The sequence below is a fragment of the Paraburkholderia sp. Tr-20389 genome, from assembly GCF_017104565.1.
Lineage (GTDB): Bacteria > Pseudomonadota > Gammaproteobacteria > Burkholderiales > Burkholderiaceae > Paraburkholderia.
This window is the reverse complement of record NZ_JAAGPD010000013.1, coordinates 124,863-146,276: the sequence shown is the minus strand read 5'-3', so window position 1 is coordinate 146,276 and position 21,414 is coordinate 124,863. Positions and strand designations below refer to the sequence as shown.

Here is a 21,414-nt window from a genome sequence, read left to right as displayed (position 1 = left end):
GAAGGAACATTTGCCGGAATCAGCCCGCGGACTGGCTGACCAAGCGCAGGTGCATATAGGCCAGCACGCCTTCCGTCCCGCCTTCATAGCCATAACCGCTGTTGCCAAGGCCGCCAAGCGCGACGTCCGGCAGCGAAGGCGCAGTCTGATTGATGCCGATGTTCGACGCGTTCAAGTGACCGACCAGTTCGTCCCGGACACGGAGCGAATCTGTGAAGATATAAGCCGCAAACGAATAGGGGGAAGCGTTCGCGAGCTCGATCGCTTCGTCCACCGTCTCGATTGACTGGATCGTAGCGACCGGGCCGAAGGGTTCTTCCGTGAGGATTTCGGCATCCCGCGAAACCGACGACAGCACAGTTGGCTCGACAAAGAAGCCTGCGCGCTCGAGTTTCTTTCCGCCCGTCTCAACGACAGCGCCTTTGGAAACCGCGTCGTCTACCAGCTGAAGGAAGGAGGCCACACGACCGCCGTGCGCTACCGGCCCAAGCGTTGCACCCTCCTCTTCGCCGTGTCCGAGGCGGTAAGTCTTTGCCTTCTCGACAAGCGCCTTGACCAGTTTGTCATGCACGGAGTGGTGCACGAGATATCGCGTGGGCGCGACACAAGACTGACCCGCCGATCCGAACTTAGCAGGAGCGGTCACCTGAACGACTTTATCAATATCGGCATCGCTCCACACGATGACGGGGGCATGCCCGCCCAGCTCAAAGATGGGGCGGATGAGATTTTGCGCGGCGAGAGCTGCCAACTGCTTTCCAACGTGGGTCGACCCAGTGAAAGATACGGCTTTGACAACGGGGGACGCGAGGAGCTGCTTACTGATTGCTGCCGGGTCGCCGTAGATCAGATTGACAACGCCATCGGGCAGACCGGCGTCGACGAGAGTCTGTACTATCGCCCGCGCACTGTACGGCGTGAACTCGGAAGCTTTAAGCACAACAGTGCAGCCTGCCGCAAGCGCCGCTCCGAGCTTGCGGCCAACCAGTACAGCCGGAAAATTCCACGGCGTAATCGCGACCACAACGCCCAAAGGAGTCGGCAGGGATAAGCGCGTGCTGCCGGCCACGATGCCCTGATGCACCTTCCCACTGATGCGGCTTGCCTCTTCTCCGTTCCACGCCAGCGTCTCGATCGTGCGCCGGAGTTCGCCGATTGCATCCGCTCGCGTCTTGCCGGACTCGAGCAGAAGTCCAGCGGCGACCTCCTCAATGCGGTCCGCCAGCAGCGCCGACGCCTTCTTCAGGATCGCCCCGCGAGCCTGGCCCGTCATTGCGCTCCATGTGGGAAATGCTCGATATGCAGCGTCCAGTGCAGCCTGCACCTGCTCGCTGTCCGCCAACGTCACGACGCCAACGGTTTCTTCGGTGCCTGGGTCGATGTTCGGTTGGGAACCGGACTTCCCTTCAATCCATTTGCCGTCGATGAAGAGATGAGCGTCAAGATTTTCTGCGGCCATTGCCGTCTCCTACGAATAAGATTGAACTGAAGCGACCTAAGCGCGAATACCGCGGATCAGGTCCGCTCCCTTTTCCGCGATCATCAGCGTCGCAGCGTAGGTGTTGCCCGAGGTGATCGCCGGCATGATTGACGCATCGATGACGCGCAGGTTTTCGAGCCCATGTACGCGCAACGAGTCATCGACAACCGACATCGGATCCGACTTCGGGCCCATGCGGGCGGTCCCCACAAGGTGATAGCCCGTCGAGCCGTGGCTCTTGCAAAAATCCAGCATTTTTTCGTCGGTGCTCACATCCATGCCCGGAACGGTCTCTTCTTCGAGATATTTGGCGAGTGTCGACGAATGGAGCAGACCGCGAATGATTTTCATGCCCGCGACCATGACTTCCTGGTCAAGAGAATGCGAAAGGTAGTTTGGCTGGATGATCGGGTCCTCGAACACATCCCGCGAACGGGCGCGTACATATCCGCGGCTCAGCGGCCGATGCTGCCACCATCCACCGGTCACGCCAGGATAGTCGTCCAGCACATAGTGCTTGCCCTCCTTATAACTCCCCGGGACAAAGACGCATTGGAGGTCAGGAGTGTCTACTTCGGGCGATGACTTGCAGAAAAGGTGAGCCTGCGAAGGCGTCAAGGTCAGTACGCTCGGCTTTTTCGCGAGCCAGCGCATGATTTGCCAACCCAGACGAACGCCGCGCGCCATCTCGTTCAGGGTCGTGGTGCCGCGTCGTGCACGCATTACCATCCGTGCCGAATAGTGATCGCCGAGATTTTCGCCGACACCAGGCAGATCATGGACGACCTTGACACCGAGTTCTGACAACAGCCTCGCCGGACCAACACCGGAAAGTTGCAGGAGTCGCGCGGTGTTTGCGGTGCCTGCCGAAATGATCACCTCACGGCGGGCCTTCACAACAGTCTCCTCGCCACCTTGCCGTCGAACGAATCCAATGCCTATTGCGCGCTTGCCCTCAAACAGAATGCGCTGTGCTCGCACGCCCGAATGCAATGCGACATTGCCACGCTTGAGAGCCGGCGCCAAGAAAGCAACGGCAGCGCTTACACGGTATCCATTCTCGATCGTGCGTTGGAAATAGCCCACGCCCTCTTGATCGCCCGAATTGTAATCAGGGTTGCGCTTGTGTCCGGCCGCAACGGCAGCTTCGATGAACGTCTCGGAAATAGGATGAAACCAGTCCATCGGCGTGACAGGAATAGGCCCCGAATGACCGCGAACGCCGCTTTCTGCGCACGTCCCGGTGTAACGCTCCGACCGGTTGAAATACCGCAGAACGTCCTTGTATCCCCATCCTCGATTTCCGAGCGACTCCCAGCTATCGAAGTCCCCGGGCTGCCCCCGCACAATCATCATGCCATTGATGGAGCTTGAACCGCCGATCACTCGTCCTTGAGTTGTGGAAATTTTGCGTCCACCGCTGCCATCCGACGGCTCAGTCTTGAATTGCCACGTGATCTCGGGTTGGGTTAGCGTCTTGACGAAACCGGAAGGGATGCGGACGTACGGACGCAGATCGCTCCGTCCGGCCTCCAGCACGCAGACCGTAACCTTTGGATCCTCAGACAGCCGGGCCGCCAGGATAGACCCGGCAGACCCGCCGCCGACGATCACGTAGTCGTAGGTTTGGGCGTTGGTATTGATCGCGTTCACAGTCTCTCCTTTCGGTTCCATCTTTTCTCTCGCATTCGGCGCCGCGTCGCGCCGTCAAGCACATACCCTTTTCATTGGACGGTTTTCACCTTCCCGCCACGAAATAGTACGCACGAGGCAACTGTTAAAAAAGAGATTTATATTTACCAATAGATGCAAACTTTGCATCTAAGCGACGGGTAAATAGAAACCCTATGGTCCACGGGGAACCGGCCGCGTGTCACTGCCCCGACGCGCGGTGTAGAGCTTCACAAGGCAGGAGATGGCGCCTGGCGGAAGGCTGTGCCACAATTCAATTTAATCGAACCGTAGATGCAAAAAATTCATCTAAATCGTTATGTCGCTTAATGCCTACGAGGTTTTTGTCGCGATCGTCGAGCGCGGCAGTTTCGCTGCGGCCGCGCATCAACTCAACCTGTCGCCTTCGGCAGTGAGTCACGCGTTGAGTGGATTCGAGCAGGAACTAGGCTTCACACTTTTTACGCGGAATCGAAGCGGTGTCCGACTCACGGCAGGGGGTGAGGCATTGTTGCCAACAGTCCGTGAGGTGCTTCAAAGCAACGAGAAGCTGGGCCAGCAAGCCTCAAAGCTGCTTGGACTGGAGGCGGGCACGGTCCGGATTGGTGCATTCAGCAGCGTCAGCGTTGCCTGGTTGCCAAAGATTATCCGGGGGTTCGCGGAACAATATCCCAAGATCGAGGTGGTCATCGAACAGGGCGGGTACGACGATGTCGCCGAATGGATCATCAAGAGCCAGGTCGATCTGGGTTTTATCACCTTACCCGCCGCGCCGGGGCTTGATGTAACGCCCCTTTACGTCGATCCGTTGGTGTGTATCGCTCCACCTGGCTTCAAGTCCAAGAGCAAGGCATACATGACCGTCGATGAACTGGCAGATCACAATATCGTTCTGCAGGGGACCGGCTATGGCAAGGAAACAGAACAGCTACTGGCGTCCCACCGCATCTCCGTCAAGTCGAGCGCGCGGGCAATAGACGATGCCGCAATAATCGCAATCGTTGAAAGCGGGCTGGGCATCAGCGTCATGCCTCAACTCGCGCTTCTCAACTACAGAAGCGCCGTACAGGTGTTTCCTTTCTATCCGGCGGAGAGTCGGGCTATCGTACTTGCGTCGCTGAGCCAGGAAGGCCTGGCCCCGGCTGCAAAGGCGATGCACGCGCATATCGTCACGTCGGTTGAGAAATGGGCCAAAAGCCGGGACACAAGCATCTAACCTGCGTGGATCAACCCATCTTGGTGGCATTGAACCAGCGCTTCGGGGTCTCACCGGTGATCTGACGGAACACCTTGGTGAAATGGCTCTGGCTTGAAAATCCGCAAGCGGTTGCGATTTCAGAAAGCGGCATTTCGTCTGCCCTGAGCAGTTGAATCGCCCTTTCTGTGCGCTGACCCATCAGCCACCGATGAGGTGTCTCGCCGACCTCCTCACTGAAGGCTCGAGCGAAGTGTCGCACGCTAAGGCCTGCCACTTCTGCCAGTGCGACAATATCGATCTCTTCGTGCAGATTTGATTCGACATACTCGAAGATCCGTTTCAGCCGCCAGTTCGGAAGCGAAACGTATTTCATTGGCCGGTCGCGAGAGCCTGCCAGTTGCAGAAGGTGAGCAACCAGCGTCGTCAACGCTCCATCGACGAGCAGACGGTCGGTAATATGGCCTCTGGCAGTTCCGTCCCATAACCGCATCATGAGATGAGGCAGAAAGGAATCTTCCCATGTTGATTCGGCCAGAGGGAGGAATGCCTCTGTCAGCCTGTCAGGGGCGGCAGGCCCAAGGATGCGGCGAACGGTCGGTGAAGGAATTGTCAGGAGAAGCAGACGGCGCGTTCCCGTGACCTTCCAGCGACTCGTGTTGTCGGCCGGCAAAACGAGCATACGTCCCGGCGCTGCCGCGTCACTATGCCATCCGTTTCCCATATCCCACGCCCACGTGTTGTCTGGCGAAGCCGACAAAGGAAGCGCAACCACCGTTTCGGGAACACTGGGATCGACAAATTCATGATCACCCTGCTCCACAGTGATCATGTGAAAATTCAAACGCCCCGGGGAATCCCGATGCTCTTGCGGAAATATGGAGTACGGCGACTTGCGGTAGAAGTCCGCATATCGCACCCAGTCGTCAACTTGCCTCATCATGCTGTTCCTAAGCGGCACTCGAAATGAAGTACCCCAGTAGATCCCATCACAGTCATCCACGTGTGTCAAGCGTCCGAAGTCATCTAAAGAGAAGCGGATTGGAGCGCCTTCGCTCACTCGCCCAAGTTAAGTAGATCGGTAAAAAGGACTGAAAGGTAGATGCTTTCATTTGCCTTCACCCAACAATTGGGGAAATAAGTGTCTTCCCTAGGCTCATTTTGTTCCTAAAAGGACGTCGATAACACGCATCTGCCACGCCGAAACGCATTTTCAGAAAATGCGTTTTGTCACATTGACGCTATTTGCCGCCATCGACTAAGTTCGATTCCAACGATAGACACGGCAATACAAATTCTAACGCCGTAAGAAAGAACGACCCGACTGCCACACGCAACTCGGCTCGCCAAAGACACGTCGCGACGTGCTGCGCTCAACTTATCAAGTTGGACGGGTTCCTCGACAGGGAGCTTTTGAGGAGCGACCACGTTACACAGTCTCACAGTTCGACAAAATCGGGCTCACACAATCATCTATCAGTATTCCTACTTATTAAACCTTAAAACATCGCCACCGATCGTCATTCGATAGTCACAGTTATGGAGAAAAAAATGGGATTCACCTCTGCCACCGAAATTCTTGCATCGCTCGGGGCCAACCCCTTCTGGACCCTCCATGAAATCCTGAGGCGAGGTAAATGGATAGATTTGAGTCACACCGCTGACGAATCGTCTCCGCTCTGGTCTGGATTCACGAAAATGAGCCGGACGGCCCTGTTCAACCTCGACGAGCACGGCTTCCAGGCGCACGTGTTTACCCATGTCGGGCAATGGGGGACTCACGTTGACCCTCCGTCGCACTTTCACGGCGGACTGCGGACTCTTGACCAGTTGACGGTTGAAGAGCAACTCCTTCCGCTCGTAGTCATCGATGTGCATGAAAAGGTCCTGGCTAACCCCGATTACACAGTCTCGATGGATGACGTCAGGGATTGGGAGCTTCGGAACGGCGCTATTCCTCGTGGCGCATTTGTCGCGCTTCGTACCGACTGGTCGAAACGCTGGCCAGATCACGCCAGCATGCTTAACCGCGATGCCGAAGGTATCTCGCACACGCCCGGCTGGAGCAGCGAGGTCATTGACTACCTGTTCGACGCCCGTGACGCAGCGGCATGCGGTCACGAGACACTCGACACCGATCCGGGCTCCGCAACATCGCGCTCCGACTTCTCGCTCGAAGGTCTGGTGCTTTCCAAAGACCGATACCAGATCGAGTTGCTTGCGAACCTCAGCGAGGTGCCGGAAGCGGGAGCGCTCGCCGTGGTGGCATTCCCTAAGGTCGGAGGCGCCACAGGTTTTCCCGCTCGAGTTTTTGCTATCGCACCGGTCTAAGCGCCGCCTGGACCATTGCTATCTGAATCACCTTCCTTGAAGGAACGCGTCATGTCTACTGATTCTTTCGGCTACAAGCAGGAACTTCAGCGAAGCCTTACCTTCGCGGATCTTGTCATCTACGGGATCGTCTTCATGATCCCGATTGCTCCGTTTGCGATCTATGGCTACGTCTCCGATGCGTCGGGCGGGATGGTCCCGCTTGCATACATCATCGGGATGGTCGCCATGTTCTTCACAGCACTGAGTTACAAGGTCCTTTCTGAGGATTTCCCGATTGCCGGTTCGGCCTACGCCTATGCTCAGCGTGGTATCGGCGAAACAGCTGGTTTTATCGCGGGATGGATGCTCATCCTCGACTACCTCCTGATTCCGGCTCTCACCTATGTCGTCGCGGCAGCTGCCCTTTCGCAGATGTTCGAGATGATTCCCCGATGGGTGTGGATCGTTGTGTTCCTGGGGATTGGCACAATCACGAACTACTTCGGCGTTCAAGCCACCGCCGCAGTCAACAAGTTCTTCATGTATGCGCAGATGATTGTGCTGGTCATCTTCTCCTTCGTCGGCCTCTGGGCACTCTATCACGGCGTCGGAGCTGGACATCTCACGCTTAAGCCGCTGTTTCAGCCCGAGGTGTTCAAAAGCGAACTCGTTTTTTCGGCCGTCTCGGTTTGTGCACTTTCGTTTCTCGGCTTTGACGCAATCTCCACGCTTGCCGAAGAGGTAAAGGGTGACAGCAAAAAAACAGTTGGTAACGCCACTATTGCAGCACTTTTACTGGCCGGCGCGCTTTTCGTATTGCAAACATGGATTGCCGGCGACCTCGCAAACGGCATGAAGTTCAAGTCGGCTGATACGGCGTTCTATGAGATCGCAGAACTGGCTGGCGGAAAGCCGCTCGCGATGCTGACGTCCCTGGCCACCGCCATCACGTTCGGTCTCTCGTGCTCAATCGTCTCCCAAGCTGCAATCGCCCGCCTCCTGTATTCGATGGCTCGTGACCGCAAGATGCCCGCAATCCTCGCGTCCATCCATCCGAAGCATAAGACGCCGAATGTCGCGCTGATCCTGATCGCTGTTATCTCGATGGCAATCTCGCTCGGGTTTCTTGATCACCTCGACACGCTGACGAACTTCGTGAACTTCGGCGCGCTGACTGGCTTCATGATCCTGCACATTACTGTGGTGGTCCACTACGTTGGCCGCAAACACTCCCGCTCCCTCTTCAAACATCTGGTTTCCCCTGTAGTTGGCTTCTGCATCCTCGGCTATGTCCTCTATTCGATGGGCGCAGCCACCTGGGAGCTGGGTGTGAGTTGGTTCGGTGTAGGTGTTGTGTATTACTTCGTTCTTACCCGTGTTCTGCGCCGCGACATCCGTCTCGAAGTGTAGAGCTTCAAGGCGGATCGGTCCGGGCGCGCACACCAATCTTTCTGGCGCGCCCGGTCTAGTAATAAAAACTTCAATAAACAAGATATATTTAAAAGCATCTGGAGATTTGCCAAGTGAAAAAGTTCGTTTTCCAGTCGTCAGCTCTTTGTCTGGCAGCACTCGGTTCCCCCGCGCATGCACAAAACAACGTGACGCTCTACGGCATCATCGACACGGGGATCGCATACGTACATAACTCTGGTGGAAATAGCACGCAGATCACGACGATGTCTGGCAGTCTCGCCGGCTCCCGCTGGGGTCTCAAGGGCAACGAGGATCTCGGGGGCGGCCTGAAAGCGATTTTTCAGCTCGAGAACGGGTTTGATCCGACCAACGGTACTCTCGGTCAGAACAACCGCATGTTCGGGCGTCAGGCCTACGTCGGCCTCACTGACGAGAAGCTTGGTACCTTGACGCTCGGGCGTCAGTACGATCCGATCGTCGACCAGGTTCAACCGTTGACGGGTGACAACTACTTTGGCGCGATCTTCGCGCCTCCCGGCGACTTCGATAACTACGATAACAGCATTCGAATCAACAATTCGGTGAAGTGGGTGAGCCCGTCCTGGGGCGGTGTTACCGTTGAAGCCCTCTACTCTTTCGGCGGTGTCGCGGGATCTGTCGGCTCGGGACAGACTTACAGTGCTTCGGCAGGGTACAACAACGGGACACTGGGCATCGCTGCAGGTTACATGCACATCGACTACGGTAACGCTCGTCTGGTCACGACGCGCCCGGCCAGTTCCGCCGATTCCCTCTTCAACAGCGCCGTCAACAGCGCTTATGCATCTGCACGAAGCGTGAACAGCACGCGGGTTGGCGGCCAGTATGTACTGGGGAGCGTGACGCTCGGTGCGGCCTACAGTTTTACCGAATACAACCCTGACGCTTCGTCGACGTTCACGTCCTCCGAAAAGTACCAGAATGCATCCGCATTTGGCATCTGGCAGGTCGCTCCGAATTTCTCGCTCGGCGCAGGATATAACTACACGAAGACGAGCGGCGATTCGTCTGCCAAGTACCACATGTTCAGCCTCGGTGCAGACTACAACCTGAGCAAGCGCACCGACGTGTACGCGATCGCTGGCTATACGCATGCCTCCGGGCAGAACGGTGCAGGCGAGGCCCAGGCGGTTGTCGGTTCCTATGACATCGACGCCGGAAAATCGTCGCAAGTCATCACTGTCGTAGGGTTGCGCCACAGCTTCTGATTTTCTCTGCGCAGTACCGTTGGATCTCCTACGCCTTAGCTTTAGCATGCCTGCGAGTGGCGTTTCGCACACGTTGCGGTCGACAACGGCCGTACGTGTGCATTTTTTTACCGCGAGAGGAAGAAACCCAACTTCATTCTGTCGCCTTCGTCCCTAAGTTCCTGGCTTTGCGGTATCAATCGTTGTGCAGATCCATTAGGCAGGGTCAGGTTGTTCGAAGTCGTGGTTGGTTAACACAATCGAAGCGTTGGGCAGCAACGGAAGAACGATGCGTTTCAGGTCAACCCATCTATTTTGGCGACGTCGACTTCTCCATTTTCGAAACACCGCACGGCTCGCTGAACTTACAATCCTCCGATGTTCATCTAGTTCGTTAAAACTTCATGGCTTACCTGCAGGGCGATGCGCGCTCCCTTATAACGGTACCTCATCTGGCCGCCATGCGTCGGCGTGGTGAAAGAATCACGATGCTGACGTGCTATGACGCGACATTTGCCTCCCTCCTCGATCGTGCCGGGGTCGACATCGCCTTTATAGGTGACTCACTCGGTAACGTGCTGCAGGGGCATTCAAACACACTGCCCGTAGATATCAATGACATTGCTTATCACACTGCCTGTGTCGCGCGGGGTACTCGCCGCTGCATGATCGTCGCCGATATTCCTTTCGGCTGCCTGGACTCTCCAGAAAAGACCTATGGACACGCGGTTCAGTTGATAAGGTCCGGGGCACATATGGTCAAACTGGAAGGCGGAGCTTTCCTGTCCAGTACCATTCGCTTCCTCGTGGAACGCTCGATTCCAGTCTGCGCCCATATAGGACTTACGCCACAGTCGATTCACGCGCTGGGTGGTTTTACCGTGCAAGGCAAGACGGATGTGGCTGCTGCTTGCCTCATCAAGGACGCACAGGCTGTGGAAGCGGCCGGTGCACAGCTGCTTGTCTTAGAAGCGGTGCCATCTGGTGTCGCCGCGACCATCACTGATCAAATCCAAATTCCCACCATCGGCATCGGCGCCGGTCTAGGATGCTCAGGGCAAGTGCTTGTGCTTCATGACATGCTGGGCATATCACCGGGGAAGACACCGCGTTTCGTCAAGAATTTCATGAATGGTCAACAAAGTATCGAGAGCGCAATTCAATCCTTCGTTCGAGATGTAAGGGAGGGCATTTTCCCGGGCGAAGAACACTGCTATCGATAGACGAAACCACCGTGCAGTTCGGCCCCGGTCTTTGAATTGAGGGGCCGCCAATTTCAGCGGCATGCCCGGATCAAGTCGATGACGCTGCCGTCGCGGTACTCGACTACTCCTACGACTTTCTCTCCTTGCATGCGCGATGCTGGCTCGCCTGCCAGCGCACGGGCAGTGCGACGCATCTCATCAATCTGCATCAGCTCGATCCCCGCGGCTTCGAATCGGTCGATTAGATCCGTTCGTCGCGGGTTAACGGAGATACCAACCTCTGTCACGATCGCGTCGATTGTCTCGCCAGGCGTCGTCAAGCAGTCGACCTTTTCAACAATCTTGGCGCCGGCCCGAGAAGACAGTCGCGTCGTGACGATCGCGAGCTTCGCACCCGCGGCCGTATCGGCATGCCCGCCAGAACCGCCGAGGATCATTCCGGAGGAGCCGGTTGTAACATTCACATTGAAATCAACATCTACCTCTGACGCCCCAAGAATCATGACATCAAGCTGATTCGCAACCGCACCACGGCTATGAGGATTCGCATACATCGACGCTGACATCGCCTGGTGTCTGACATCACATCGGTAAGATTCCACCGCGCGAAGGTCGAAACACTGGACATCAAAAATTGACCGGAATAGCCCCGATTCCAGCATCTCCACTAGCGCGCCTGTCACGCCGCCCGCCGCAAAACTTCCCTGGACCTGGTTGCGTTGCATCAGCCCCTTCACATATTCGGCTACGGCTATCGATACACCACCCGCTCCGGTTTGAAATGAGAACCCGTGTTTGAGTAGTCCCGAAGCTTCGATAAGCCGCGCGGCCGATTGCGCGATCTGAAGTCCGACTGGCTCGGTCGTGGGCTTTGTGGTTCCCGAAAGAATGCCTGCCGGATCGCCAATGGAATCAACCACAACGACAAAATCCACCTGATCCTGGAAAATATCAACCGGACATAACGGATAGGGCTGAAGGTAATCTGTTATCGCGACGACGCGGTCAGCATACTGTGCATCGACCATTGCATATCCCAGTGGACCGCAGGCAGCCGGACCGTCAACACCATTCAGATTGCCATAGGAATCCGCTGCCGGCGCACCGATGAACGCCACGTCAATGTGCAGTTCGCAAGACTCTATAGCCCGAGCTCTGCCACCGTGCGTCTGAAACACCACTGGAACCGACAAAAGCCCGGACGACACGGCGTCCGCGACAGGACCCGACATGTACGCGGTGAAGATCCGCGATACAACCCCGTTGCGAATATGCTCGACCAACGGCGCATGCACACCAAATATCGAACTGGCAGCGATCGTCAGACCTTTGAGTCCTTTACTCGCGGCGACTGCGAGAACCATGTTGAGCACCTGGTCACCGTTTCGCAGATGGTGATGGAAGGAGATGGTGTCACCGCTCTTCAGTTCACAAGCGTCAATTGCGGCCGAAATATCCCCAAGTCGCTTTGATTGGCCGGGCCCTACGGGATGGACCACCCTCGTCCCCCGCGTGGCGAATGTGCGCGTACTGGCTAGGCCCGCATAGGGGCTCGCCGTCCCGTAGCCGGGAATTGAGTCGGGAATCTCTCGTCCGTTAGCTGTCTTCATGATTCTCATGGTTCTGCGGACACGCCACCACGGCGCACCCTGCTCTTTGGCTGCGGACGGATCTGTAGGGTAACTCGCCATGCAGACGCTGGAGAGTGCCAAATGATGATGACCTGCCCATGGATCCATCAGCGCACGAAACATGCAACCTTCGCTTTCGAGATTACCGTGCGACCGACCACGCTGCCCATTCTTCAATTCTATGCGAGCGCCGACCTTCCCGGAATTGGAACGTCGACAACGAAGCTTCGCAAACTTCGAAGGCGAACCGCAGTGCGCAATTGAAAAGGCTCCGGTGTGCCTCGTAGCACCCGCACGTTTTATCTCAGGACGGACACGTATTGTCTAAAACAGCCGTCATTCCGCTCATTCCAGTAGCGAGCGATGTTCGTCGATTTATGGATCGGCAATCATGCAACTCAGCGATGTCGGAGTTGGCGTGACGCTCACGTCTGTCAGGGCATCGCTGTACAAACGCAGGTATCCGGGCAAGCTCTTGAGCAACCGGGTGACAGTTAAACACTGGAGGAGATGTAGGATGAAGGCAAGTATTCTGACCACCACGTCGCTCTCGGTCGCGGCAATTGCAGCCTTTATGCAAGGCGCGTACGCCGACGAGACGGTGACAATCGGACATGTCGCCCCACTGACCGGTGCGATCGCCCATTTGGGTAAAGACAACGAAAACGGCGCCCGTCTCGCTGTGGAAGAAATCAATGCCAAAGGGCTTGTTATTGGCGGCCAGAAGGTGAGTTTGCGACTCGACGCCCAAGACGACGCGGCAGATCCGAAAACCGCCACCCAGGTCGCACAAAAGCTCGTCGACGACAAAGTCGTTGCAGTCGTGGGACATCTGAATTCGGGAACCTCCATCCCAGCTTCCCGAATTTACAGCGAAGCGGGTATCACCCAGATTTCGCCTTCATCTACCAATCCGGTGCTTACGCAGCAGGGCTTCAAGACGACCTTCCGCGTGGTCGCGACTGACGCACAGCAGGGCCCTGCGCTGGCAACTTACGCGGTTAAGCACCTAAACATCAAATCCGTAGCGATCGTCGATGACTCAACCGCATACGGCCAAGGCCTCGCAAACGAGTTCGAGAAAACGATCAAAAGCCTCGGCGTAAATGTTACGTCTCGGAATGCCACCAACGATAAGGCCGTCGATTTCCGCGCGATCCTGACGAAAATCAAGGGTGAGAATCCGGACGCAATCATGTACAGCGGCGAGGATGCGACGGGCGGACCGTTCAGCAAGCAGGCTACGCAACTCGGGCTGCGTGCGAAAATCCTCGCTGGCGATGGCGTTTGCTCGGACAAACTACCTGATCTCGCAGGTGCCGGTGCAGAACGTGTTGTCTGCTCACAGCCGGGAACCGCACCGGAAAAGATGCCAGGCGGGAGCGCCTTCAAGGTGAAGTATCAAAAGCGCTACGGCCAGGGCATGGAAATCTACGCACCCTTTACTTACGACGCAGTGTATATCGTCGTCGATGCTATGCGTCGTGCGAACTCGACCGACGCGTCGAAGATTCTTGCGGCGATGCCCACCACGGACTTTCCTGGCGTAACCGGGGAAACGACCTTCGACTCAAAGGGCGACCTCAAGCACGGCGTGATCTCGATGTACAGCTACAAGAACGGCAAAAAGACTTTTATTGATGAAGTAAAGATGTAACTCCTCACCAGCGACCCGGGAGGTTTTCCTGGGTCGTCTTTTTTCCAGAGGCGACCGCCATAGGTTGCCAGACTTTAAGCTAGCGCTGCGAGCCTCACGATGTCTATCCCCCACCTCCATGTCGAGCCGCTCACTCCTGAATCCTTCGCTCCATATGGATGGGTGTTGGGAAAGCGCTCTTCGACTCCCTGTGAAGAGCCTCATTTCGAGAGCCAAGAGTTGTCAATATGGCGTGAGCATCTTTTTGATGCCGGCATTGTGAACGATACTGAGGTGCTGTGGGTTTCCTTCGGAGACAGCAGCGACGTGGTTAGTGCCCTGGAGGCCCGGCGGCTAACGCAACAGGTAATAGTTCCGTTGACCGGACCGCTAATCTTGATTCTGGCCGCACCCCAGGCAACCAGAGTTCCAGATATGGATTCGCTTAGGGCTTTTGAAATTCCCATCGGCATGGGGACCTGCATCCGCCCATGGTGCTGGCACGCAACCCGAACATTTTCTGGTGAAGCGACTGCTCTCATGCTGTCCAGACGTTCGACTTCGTTTGATCTGATCGTTCACCTACACACCGGTGCACCCTTGAGCGAAAGCACCCGGATACCCATCGGCCCGCACAGACTCGTTGCATCACGTCGAACAAATTCGTTCGCTAACGCCATTGACTTCACCAGCGTAGACGATGAATCGACGCCGCTCCTCAGACGCTCCGGTCCACCTTCCCTTTCGTCCTAAGTTGCACCGTGGGTGTGACACTCGGGCCACAGCTTGTCGCGGGCGCATCGCGGACGTGCAGGTCGAGATGCATTGGTGTACGCGTATGTCTACTCCTGCCTTGCTGGCGCATCCGTTGAGCCGGTCGCATCGGCGAGAAGATGGTCTACAAGACGCTGGACCGCTAGAGAAAGTGGTTCGTCTCTGACGCATAGATACATCTGGCGCACCGCCCACTCGTCCGCAAGAGGGATCAAGTTCAGATCCAGCCCTTGCCCGAAAGTTTGTGCTGCCACCTTTGGGAGGATGCCACTGCCCATGCCCGCCTCTATCATCCTGCAGATCGCCTCAAAGCTTTTCACCTGCACTCGAAGACGTAGGGTCTTCCCCGCAATCGTCGCTGCTTCCTCTAAAAGCTTCAACATGGCAGTGTTGCTTTCCAGCACGACCAGGTCGTCGTCCAAGAGATCGACGAGTCGCAAATGACTCCCCGCTGGCCTATAGGCGCGGGGAAGAACCGCCACAAGTTCGTCTACTTTGTATGGATAACACTTCAATCCATCAACGGCATGTCGCCCCGGAAACGCTATACCAACATCGGTACTTTTGTCGAGCAAATCGCGGATGATTTCAATGCTCAGTCGCTCATGCACTTCGACCTTGATATCGGGGCAAACCTTTGAAAAGGCTGCCAGCCCATATGGAAGATATTGACTGAGCGCTGAGGTATTAGCGTGCAACCTGACAACTCCACGCAGGCCTTTCGCGTAGTCCGACATGTCTGTCTGAAGCCTGTCGACCTCCCGCAACATCAGCCTTGCATGCAACGCAAGAGCCTCCCCCGCTGGCGTGGGCTCTGTTCCTCTCGACGTGCGCAGCAGCAATTTGACGCTGAACTGCTGCTCCAGAAGAGCGATGCGTCGGCTTGCTGCGGACAACGCGATATGTGATTGATCTGCAGCCTTCGATAGGCTTCCGCTTTCAACGGTCCGAAGAAACAAAGATAGCGATACCAGATCCGGTAACATAGATTTTGCATTCCTTACGCCCCGGCCCGGTCGCTCATCGCATTCGGCGCAGCGGGAGATAAAACTCACAGGTATGGCGTTCCGACAGATTTGGGGAACTTCGTCACAAACCACCTTGCGCGTTCATAAGCCGGTGCCGACGCGGTTTCGTGAACTGCTTTCACATGGCACACGAATTGTAGCTTGTCCAGAAATGAAGGGTAGAAATCGACAACTATGCACCCCTCGATTCACACTCGCGAAATGGCGGAGGATTTTTAGCGAAGCGGGCGCGACGCATCAGGACGATTGCGCGCACCGCGCCAATTCCGCGTCCGCTTCGCTAGCAATTCTTCGAGCTAATCCACTCCGCGGGCATCAGCAGCTATGTGCATTGAATCAGGGCGATGACGGCGAGATCCCGGGTTGAGATGATGGGGAATTTGTGGACGATCTCCCGTCACTGCGTCATTTGGTTGCGGGGACGGGTGTGTGACGCTGATGGGCAGCACCTGTGTGATATGACGTTGCCGTGGTGCGACCAGAGCGCGGTCGCCGGCCGGGAGATGGAACGACGACCGGGTGCGGAGCGCGACCGTATACTGGAATCTCAATGCAGTTTTGGCAGTCGCCAGCGCTGAAGGACATGCGTAGCACTTCAATCATGGGCAGTTGCAAGGCGCGGATCTCGTCGGCTCCAAGTTCTGCCGGCGAGCGGTCAAACTGTTTGGCAAAGGCGCTTACCCAGTGGCGATAGGCGCATTGAGTGTTGGCCGAGAGATTGCGAACTCGCACATCCTCGACCATCCGCTGGCGTAGGATTGTCACGGTAGGACGCAATTCGGGATGAACAGACGGTGCACTTGTCTAAGCGAAATCTGTTGGCGTGCAATTGCCAAAACGCAACGGATCGGCGTGCGACGACGTGAACCCATACAGTTCCGGCGAAACAGGGCCCTCTTCCCACGTCGAAGGACCATCGGCCCATACCAGCAAACTCGCGCCGTAGCGGGATGTATAGGTGATATGTGCGTCCGGTTCGAGAACGATGAAGTCCCCCGTCTTTGCAACCGACGTCGCACCGCGCGACCCAAATGACACGTCCCCCGCGAGCACGTATATATCGACGAGCGCACTGAGCAGATGGGCGGGCACGGTAGTTCCCGGCAAGAGCATCAACTGCGTCATGCGCCGGTTGACGAGCGTATGCGCGTAGTCGTACACGAGCCGACGTGTCAGGCCGGCGATCCGCGTCGCGCTGACCTGAACGGTATCGAGCGTGATGCTCAGGTCGGGAAGATGTTCGGGAAACTCGTTGTCGAAGTCCGTGTGCCGGTTTCCCGCGTGCAACGTGTGCGTGACGTCGGCAGCATACGCAACGGGCCCTTCCATACGCCCGACAGTGAGCGTAGCCGAATAGGCAATCGCGTCGTGCGTTGATCCCGCGAAATTGACGCCGAGCTGACCCGCGACAGTCGTGCCCTGAAAGTCGGTCAGCGAGCCGGACAGAAAGTAGCTGAACGCCGTGCCGAGATGCTGATGCACTCCCGTGCGGCTCAATGTATCGAACGACATGTAACCGAACGAATGTCCCGTTCGATCGTCGCGCCGCACGATTTTTTGCGCGAGACCGCCTTTGCCTACGCTTTGCCACGGCGTTTCCGATACGTCGAACACGTACACGCCCGTCTCGCGTAACGCGCAGTTCAAAGAAGGCTGGCCTGGTGCATTCATCGCTGTCTCCGTATCTGCTTCGAGATGTAAGGGCAAAGAAGTAAGGTTGTTTATATTATCATTTGATATCATATTGGACGAATGACGCACGCCAGTCAATCGATATTTCTTTTGTCTTCTCGCCCCCGCATAATCACGCCACGCCGAACCGCTCTTATCGCCATGCAATTCAACAATCTTCCTGCCTATCAGATTCGCCGTGTCGCCGAGTCGATTCTCGACATGGCCGAAGATCTTTTCGCGCGCCACCTGGAAATTCGCGTGCTGGACTGGCGAGTGCTCGTTAAGCTGGCTGACAGGCCCGGCAGCATTCCGACGGAGATCGGACGGGACATGCTGATGACACCCGTGCAGACGGGACGCAGCCTGCTCAAGCTGCGTGAGTTCGGGCTGGTGGCGGCCGTACCCGATCCTGAGGACGGCCGCGCCACGCGCTACACGATGACGCAGGCCGGCCGGACCGCGTATGAAGCCGGCATGAAGATCGTGCTCGCGGTGCAGGACTTCGCGCTACGAGACCTGAGCGCCGTGGAGAGAGTCGCGCTCGACGGCCTGCTCGGCAGGCTGATGCACAACACGAGTTACACGGATGCCGACATCGGGCAATTGTCGGCGAGGCTGTTCGGCGGAAAGCGGAACTCCGCGTAGAAAGCGTGCATGGCCACTCGGCACGCCGTCATGCTTCATTGACGCGCCCGCCGGTATGCCTCGTACGATGAACCGGTAACCAGCGACAGCCCGCCGTCGATATCCAGCGTAGTCCCCGTGATCATTCTCGCCGCGGGACTGCCGAGGAAGAGAATCGCTTGCGCAACGTCGTCGGGATCGAGCCAGTCGCCGAGCGGCACCATCGCGGCGACCGTTTTGCGGTCCTCTTCCGAAGTCGCATTTTTCGTCATCGCCGTCAGCACCGGGCCTGGACATACTGCGTTCACGCGGATTCCGTCACCGGCGAGCTCGAACGCTGCATGGCGCGTCAGCCCCAGAATGCCCGCCTTCGCGGCCGTGTACGCCACACCGCCCGTGTACGACACGCGCTTCGATGCAAGCGATGCCACGTTGACGACCGCGCGCCCGTTACCCACCTTCAGCAAGGGCACCATCTGCTTCAGGCAGTAAAAGCTTCCCGATAAATTCACCGACAACACGCGCTCCCATTCATCGGTGGTGGTCGTCTCGAACAGGCCGCGTGACACGATGCCCGCGCTGTTGACGAGCAGATCGACGGCTGGTGTGATGCGCGCGATCGCTTCCACCGCGGCTCTGACGGATGCTTCGTCGGCGATATCGACGGGCACGCGCTCAAGCGTGACGCCGTCTGCTGTGAATTGTGCGTGCAGGCGCTCGAGCGCGTCGGCATCGCGATCGAGCGCCATGATGCGCGCGCCGCGCCGCGCGGCGGCGATCGCCGTTGCATGGCCGATGCCGCTCGCCGCCCCCGTTACCGCCACCGTCATTCCGTTGAAATCCATGTCGTCTCCTGTGTTTCGCTCCGCACTTTGCGCCGCGGGTTAGGGATAGTCCTGGCGCGATGGGCCAGGACAGCATCAGGTCACGCGTATATATTATCACTTGATAACAAATATCTCACGCGGCAACGCATGACAATGGAGACACCCATGAGCGATGCTCTTCAGACTTCTTCGCGCGCGTCCGTCTCGCACGCGATTGACGCCAAGACGTTTTGGCGCCTGATCCCTATCATCGTGGCGAGCCTGATCGTCAATCAGCTCGACAAGGTGAACGTCGCATTTGCGAAACTGCAGATGGCACCCGATATAGGTCTGTCGAATACGGCCTACGGCCTCGGTGCGGGCGTGTTCTTTATCGGCTACTGCCTGTTCGAGGTGCCGAGCAACATGCTGCTGCACCGGATCGGCGCCCGCACGTGGATCACCCGCATCCTTGTCACGTGGGGCGTGCTGTCCGCGTGCACGATGTTCGTGACGGGGCCGACTTCGTTTTGCGTACTGCGCTTCTTCCTAGGCATCGCTGAAGCGGGATTCGCGCCGGGCATCATGCTGTATGTGAGCCAGTGGTTTCCGGCGCGAACGCGCGGCCGGATCATCGCGATCTTCATGACTGCGCTGCCGATTTCAGGCATGATCGGCAGCCCACTTTCCGCATGGCTGATGACGTCGGCGCCCAACGCGATGGGCCTGCGCGGATGGCAATGGATGTTCGTGTGCGAAGGGCTGCCTGCCGTGCTGTGCGGCGTCGCATTCTGGTTTCTCGTGCCGAACACCATCGACGAAGCAACGTGGCTCACGCACGCCGAGAAAGCGGCACTGAAAGCGGAGGTCGACAGTCACACGCATCACACCGGAAGCTTTGCGAGCGGCCTGAGCGATCTGCGTGTCTGGTTGCTGTGCGTCGTCTATTTTTCGTTCGTCGCCGCGCTGTATGGCGTCAGCTTCTGGCTGCCGACGCTGATCAAGGCGCTAGGCTATTCGGGCATCCGCGAAATCGGCTCGATGACCGCGTTGCCTTATGCGGCGGCCGTGGTGACGATGCTCGTCCTTGCGTGGAGTTCCGACCGCACGGGCGAGCGGCGCAAGCATCTCGCGTTTGCCGCGCTGTTAGGAGCGGCGAGTCTCGTGTTGAGCGTACTGGCGCGCGGCAACGCGACGTGGTCGTTCATCGCGCTGATCGTCGCGATGGCGGGCATCGTTACCACGATCCCGCTGTTCTGGAACCTGCCGACGGCGTTCCTCAAGGGCGCGGGCGCAGCGACGGGCTTCGCGCTGATCACATCGATCGGCAACCTGTCCGGCTTCGTCGCGCCTTTTCTGGTCGGCATGGTGACCGACGCGACGGGCAGCACGGCGCTCGCCATGTATGCGCTCGCCGGCGTGGCCGTGTTCGGCGCCGTGCTCGTCTTTATCGTTCCGGGTGCGCTCGTCGAGCGCAATCGATCCATTCACTTCGAGACCGCAAAATGAATTCGCCGCAGACCCATGTCGCGACGCGCGTCGCGCTGATCACGGGCGGCGCAAACGGAATCGGCGCGGCGATTGCGAGCCGTCTGTCCGAAGAAGGTGTCACCGTCGCGATCGCGGATATCGATCTCGATGCAGCGCAGACGCTGGCGCACGACATAGTGAGCCAAGGCGGCCAGGCGCTCGCGGTGCAGATGGATGTTTCGGACCCGACATCGATAGACCATGCATTCAATACCACCGTGCGCCGCCATGGACGCTGCGACATTCTCGTCAATAACGCGGGCATTGCCAGCGTGGCGTCGTTTATCGATTGTCCGCTTGACGTTTGGGAGCGCGTGCAGAAGGTCAACGTTACGGGCCCTCTGTTGTGCAGCCAGCATGCGGCGAGATTAATGGCGCGGCATCGCTGGGGGCGCATCGTCAACATCGGGTCGATCAGCGGCGTGAGGGCGGGCGTCGGCCGCACGGCGTATGGAACGTCTAAGGCCGCGCTAATCGGTCTGACACGCCAGATGGCGATCGAACTGGCTCATGACGGGATCACTGTCAACTGCGTCGCCCCGGGTCCCATCGATACACCGCTGACGCGCGCGCATCATTCCGCCGGAACGCGCAAATCGTATCGACGAACCGTGCCGATGCAGCGCTATGGACAGCCCTCCGAAATCGCGACCGCCGTGGCGTTCCTCTGCTCACACGGCGCCTCTTACGTGACCGGGCAAACGATCGCCGTTGATGGGGGCTTTCTCGCGGCTGGCCTTCTTGATGCGTAAGCGAAGACATCGATCAGTCGCGATGATCGCGCAATCATCGCGTCCAGAAGCGCGGGATGTGCAATCCGTGGCTGTTGGTATTGGAGGAAGCCGTTAGAAAGGCTGGGAAGCGGCCACGTGAAAGCGTATCGTCTCGCTAACTTCGAGACGAGGAGCCGCCATGCGATGCACGATCGTTCTTGACTTCGATAATGGTGATGGGCGTGTGGTGAAGCGGGTGGAGGTCATGCGGTTTCACAGGGCCGTCGAGGAACAGACACCCGGGGACGTGGGGCTATCACTCGCAGAAGGGAAAGGAATTGACCGACCCTCTCATCATCCATTTTGAATGATGTGTTGCATGCGGGGTGCGTTGGGAGAATCAATGGACTATGCGCCTTGTCCGCTTGCGCAATACACGCACTTGGGGGCACATGATCGCGGTTCTTGTTGTTCCGATCCAGTAACTGGCCGCAC

At 57.6% G+C, this 21,414-nt stretch carries 16 protein-coding genes and 1 pseudogene; 10 read left to right on the top strand and 7 right to left on the bottom strand.

Going from position 1 to position 21,414, the window contains the following annotated elements:
• Positions 1-19 precede the first annotated feature (19 nt).
• Together G3N95_RS15465 and G3N95_RS15460 are read right to left on the bottom strand one after the other, a co-directional pair.
• Entirely contained in the window at positions 20-1,459 is a 1,440-nt protein-coding gene (locus tag G3N95_RS15465; protein ID WP_205970951.1) for an aldehyde dehydrogenase family protein, read from the bottom strand.
• Positions 1,460-1,495: 36 nt separating this feature from the next.
• On the bottom strand, positions 1,496-3,133 hold the full coding sequence (locus G3N95_RS15460) for a GMC family oxidoreductase N-terminal domain-containing protein (RefSeq protein ID WP_346778376.1): 1,638 nt from the start codon (positions 3,131-3,133) through the stop codon (positions 1,496-1,498).
• A 337-nt stretch (positions 3,134-3,470) separates the two neighbouring features.
• Between G3N95_RS15460 and G3N95_RS15455 the strand changes: the two genes are divergently transcribed.
• Positions 3,471-4,367, top strand: coding sequence for a LysR family transcriptional regulator (locus G3N95_RS15455; RefSeq protein WP_205970949.1), 897 nt, complete (start codon positions 3,471-3,473; stop codon positions 4,365-4,367).
• A gap of 10 nt (positions 4,368-4,377) precedes the next feature.
• On the opposite strand, the gene G3N95_RS15450 is transcribed toward G3N95_RS15455, so the two are convergent.
• A complete protein-coding gene (locus G3N95_RS15450; protein WP_205970948.1) occupies positions 4,378-5,289 on the bottom strand; it encodes an AraC family transcriptional regulator in 912 nt (303 codons plus the stop codon).
• A 608-nt stretch (positions 5,290-5,897) separates the two neighbouring features.
• Here G3N95_RS15450 and G3N95_RS15445 point away from each other — a divergent pair.
• From G3N95_RS15445 to panB, 4 genes are all read left to right on the top strand, one after another.
• Positions 5,898-6,677, top strand: a complete 780-nt coding sequence (locus G3N95_RS15445) for a cyclase family protein (protein ID WP_205970947.1) — start codon at positions 5,898-5,900, stop codon at positions 6,675-6,677.
• Positions 6,678-6,728: 51 nt separating this feature from the next.
• Entirely contained in the window at positions 6,729-8,069 is a 1,341-nt protein-coding gene (locus G3N95_RS15440) for an APC family permease (protein ID WP_205970946.1), read from the top strand.
• 113 nt (positions 8,070-8,182) lie between these two features.
• Positions 8,183-9,319, top strand: coding sequence for a porin (locus G3N95_RS15435; RefSeq protein WP_205970945.1), 1,137 nt, complete (start codon positions 8,183-8,185; stop codon positions 9,317-9,319).
• Between the two features lie 383 nt (positions 9,320-9,702).
• Positions 9,703-10,521, top strand: coding sequence for a 3-methyl-2-oxobutanoate hydroxymethyltransferase (gene panB / locus G3N95_RS15430; protein WP_205970944.1), 819 nt, complete (start codon positions 9,703-9,705; stop codon positions 10,519-10,521).
• Between the two features lie 53 nt (positions 10,522-10,574).
• On the opposite strand, the gene citF is transcribed toward panB, so the two are convergent.
• Complete coding sequence (gene citF / locus G3N95_RS15425; RefSeq protein WP_205970999.1) at positions 10,575-12,113, bottom strand: citrate lyase subunit alpha; 1,539 nt, start codon at positions 12,111-12,113, stop codon at positions 10,575-10,577.
• Between the two features lie 610 nt (positions 12,114-12,723).
• Here citF and G3N95_RS15420 point away from each other — a divergent pair.
• Together G3N95_RS15420 and G3N95_RS41015 are read left to right on the top strand one after the other, a co-directional pair.
• Positions 12,724-13,791: pseudogene (locus tag G3N95_RS15420) on the top strand (branched-chain amino acid ABC transporter substrate-binding protein); the annotation flags it as partial.
• A gap of 99 nt (positions 13,792-13,890) precedes the next feature.
• Complete coding sequence (locus tag G3N95_RS41015) at positions 13,891-14,523, top strand: ureidoglycolate lyase (protein WP_346778375.1); 633 nt, start codon at positions 13,891-13,893, stop codon at positions 14,521-14,523.
• Positions 14,524-14,612: 89 nt separating this feature from the next.
• On the opposite strand, the gene G3N95_RS15415 is transcribed toward G3N95_RS41015, so the two are convergent.
• Positions 14,613-15,530: a LysR family transcriptional regulator gene (locus G3N95_RS15415; protein ID WP_205970942.1), complete on the bottom strand. Its 918-nt coding sequence runs from the start codon at positions 15,528-15,530 to the stop codon at positions 14,613-14,615.
• An 846-nt stretch (positions 15,531-16,376) separates the two neighbouring features.
• Positions 16,377-17,243 carry a hypothetical protein gene (locus tag G3N95_RS15405; protein ID WP_205970940.1) on the bottom strand — a complete coding sequence of 289 codons (867 nt, stop codon included), beginning with the start codon at positions 17,241-17,243 and terminating at the stop codon, positions 16,377-16,379.
• Positions 17,244-17,405: 162 nt separating this feature from the next.
• Between G3N95_RS15405 and G3N95_RS15400 the strand changes: the two genes are divergently transcribed.
• Positions 17,406-17,891, top strand: a complete 486-nt coding sequence (locus G3N95_RS15400) for a MarR family winged helix-turn-helix transcriptional regulator (RefSeq protein WP_205970939.1) — start codon at positions 17,406-17,408, stop codon at positions 17,889-17,891.
• Positions 17,892-17,926: 35 nt separating this feature from the next.
• On the opposite strand, the gene G3N95_RS15395 is transcribed toward G3N95_RS15400, so the two are convergent.
• On the bottom strand, positions 17,927-18,715 hold the full coding sequence (locus G3N95_RS15395) for an SDR family NAD(P)-dependent oxidoreductase (protein WP_205970938.1): 789 nt from the start codon (positions 18,713-18,715) through the stop codon (positions 17,927-17,929).
• Positions 18,716-18,862: 147 nt separating this feature from the next.
• Between G3N95_RS15395 and G3N95_RS15390 the strand changes: the two genes are divergently transcribed.
• Positions 18,863-20,185: an MFS transporter gene (locus G3N95_RS15390; RefSeq protein WP_205970937.1), complete on the top strand. Its 1,323-nt coding sequence runs from the start codon at positions 18,863-18,865 to the stop codon at positions 20,183-20,185.
• Positions 20,182-20,958, top strand: coding sequence for an SDR family NAD(P)-dependent oxidoreductase (locus G3N95_RS15385; RefSeq protein WP_205970936.1), 777 nt, complete (start codon positions 20,182-20,184; stop codon positions 20,956-20,958). Before G3N95_RS15390 ends, G3N95_RS15385 begins: the two co-directional genes overlap by 4 nt.
• The last annotated feature ends 456 nt before the right edge of the window (positions 20,959-21,414 follow it).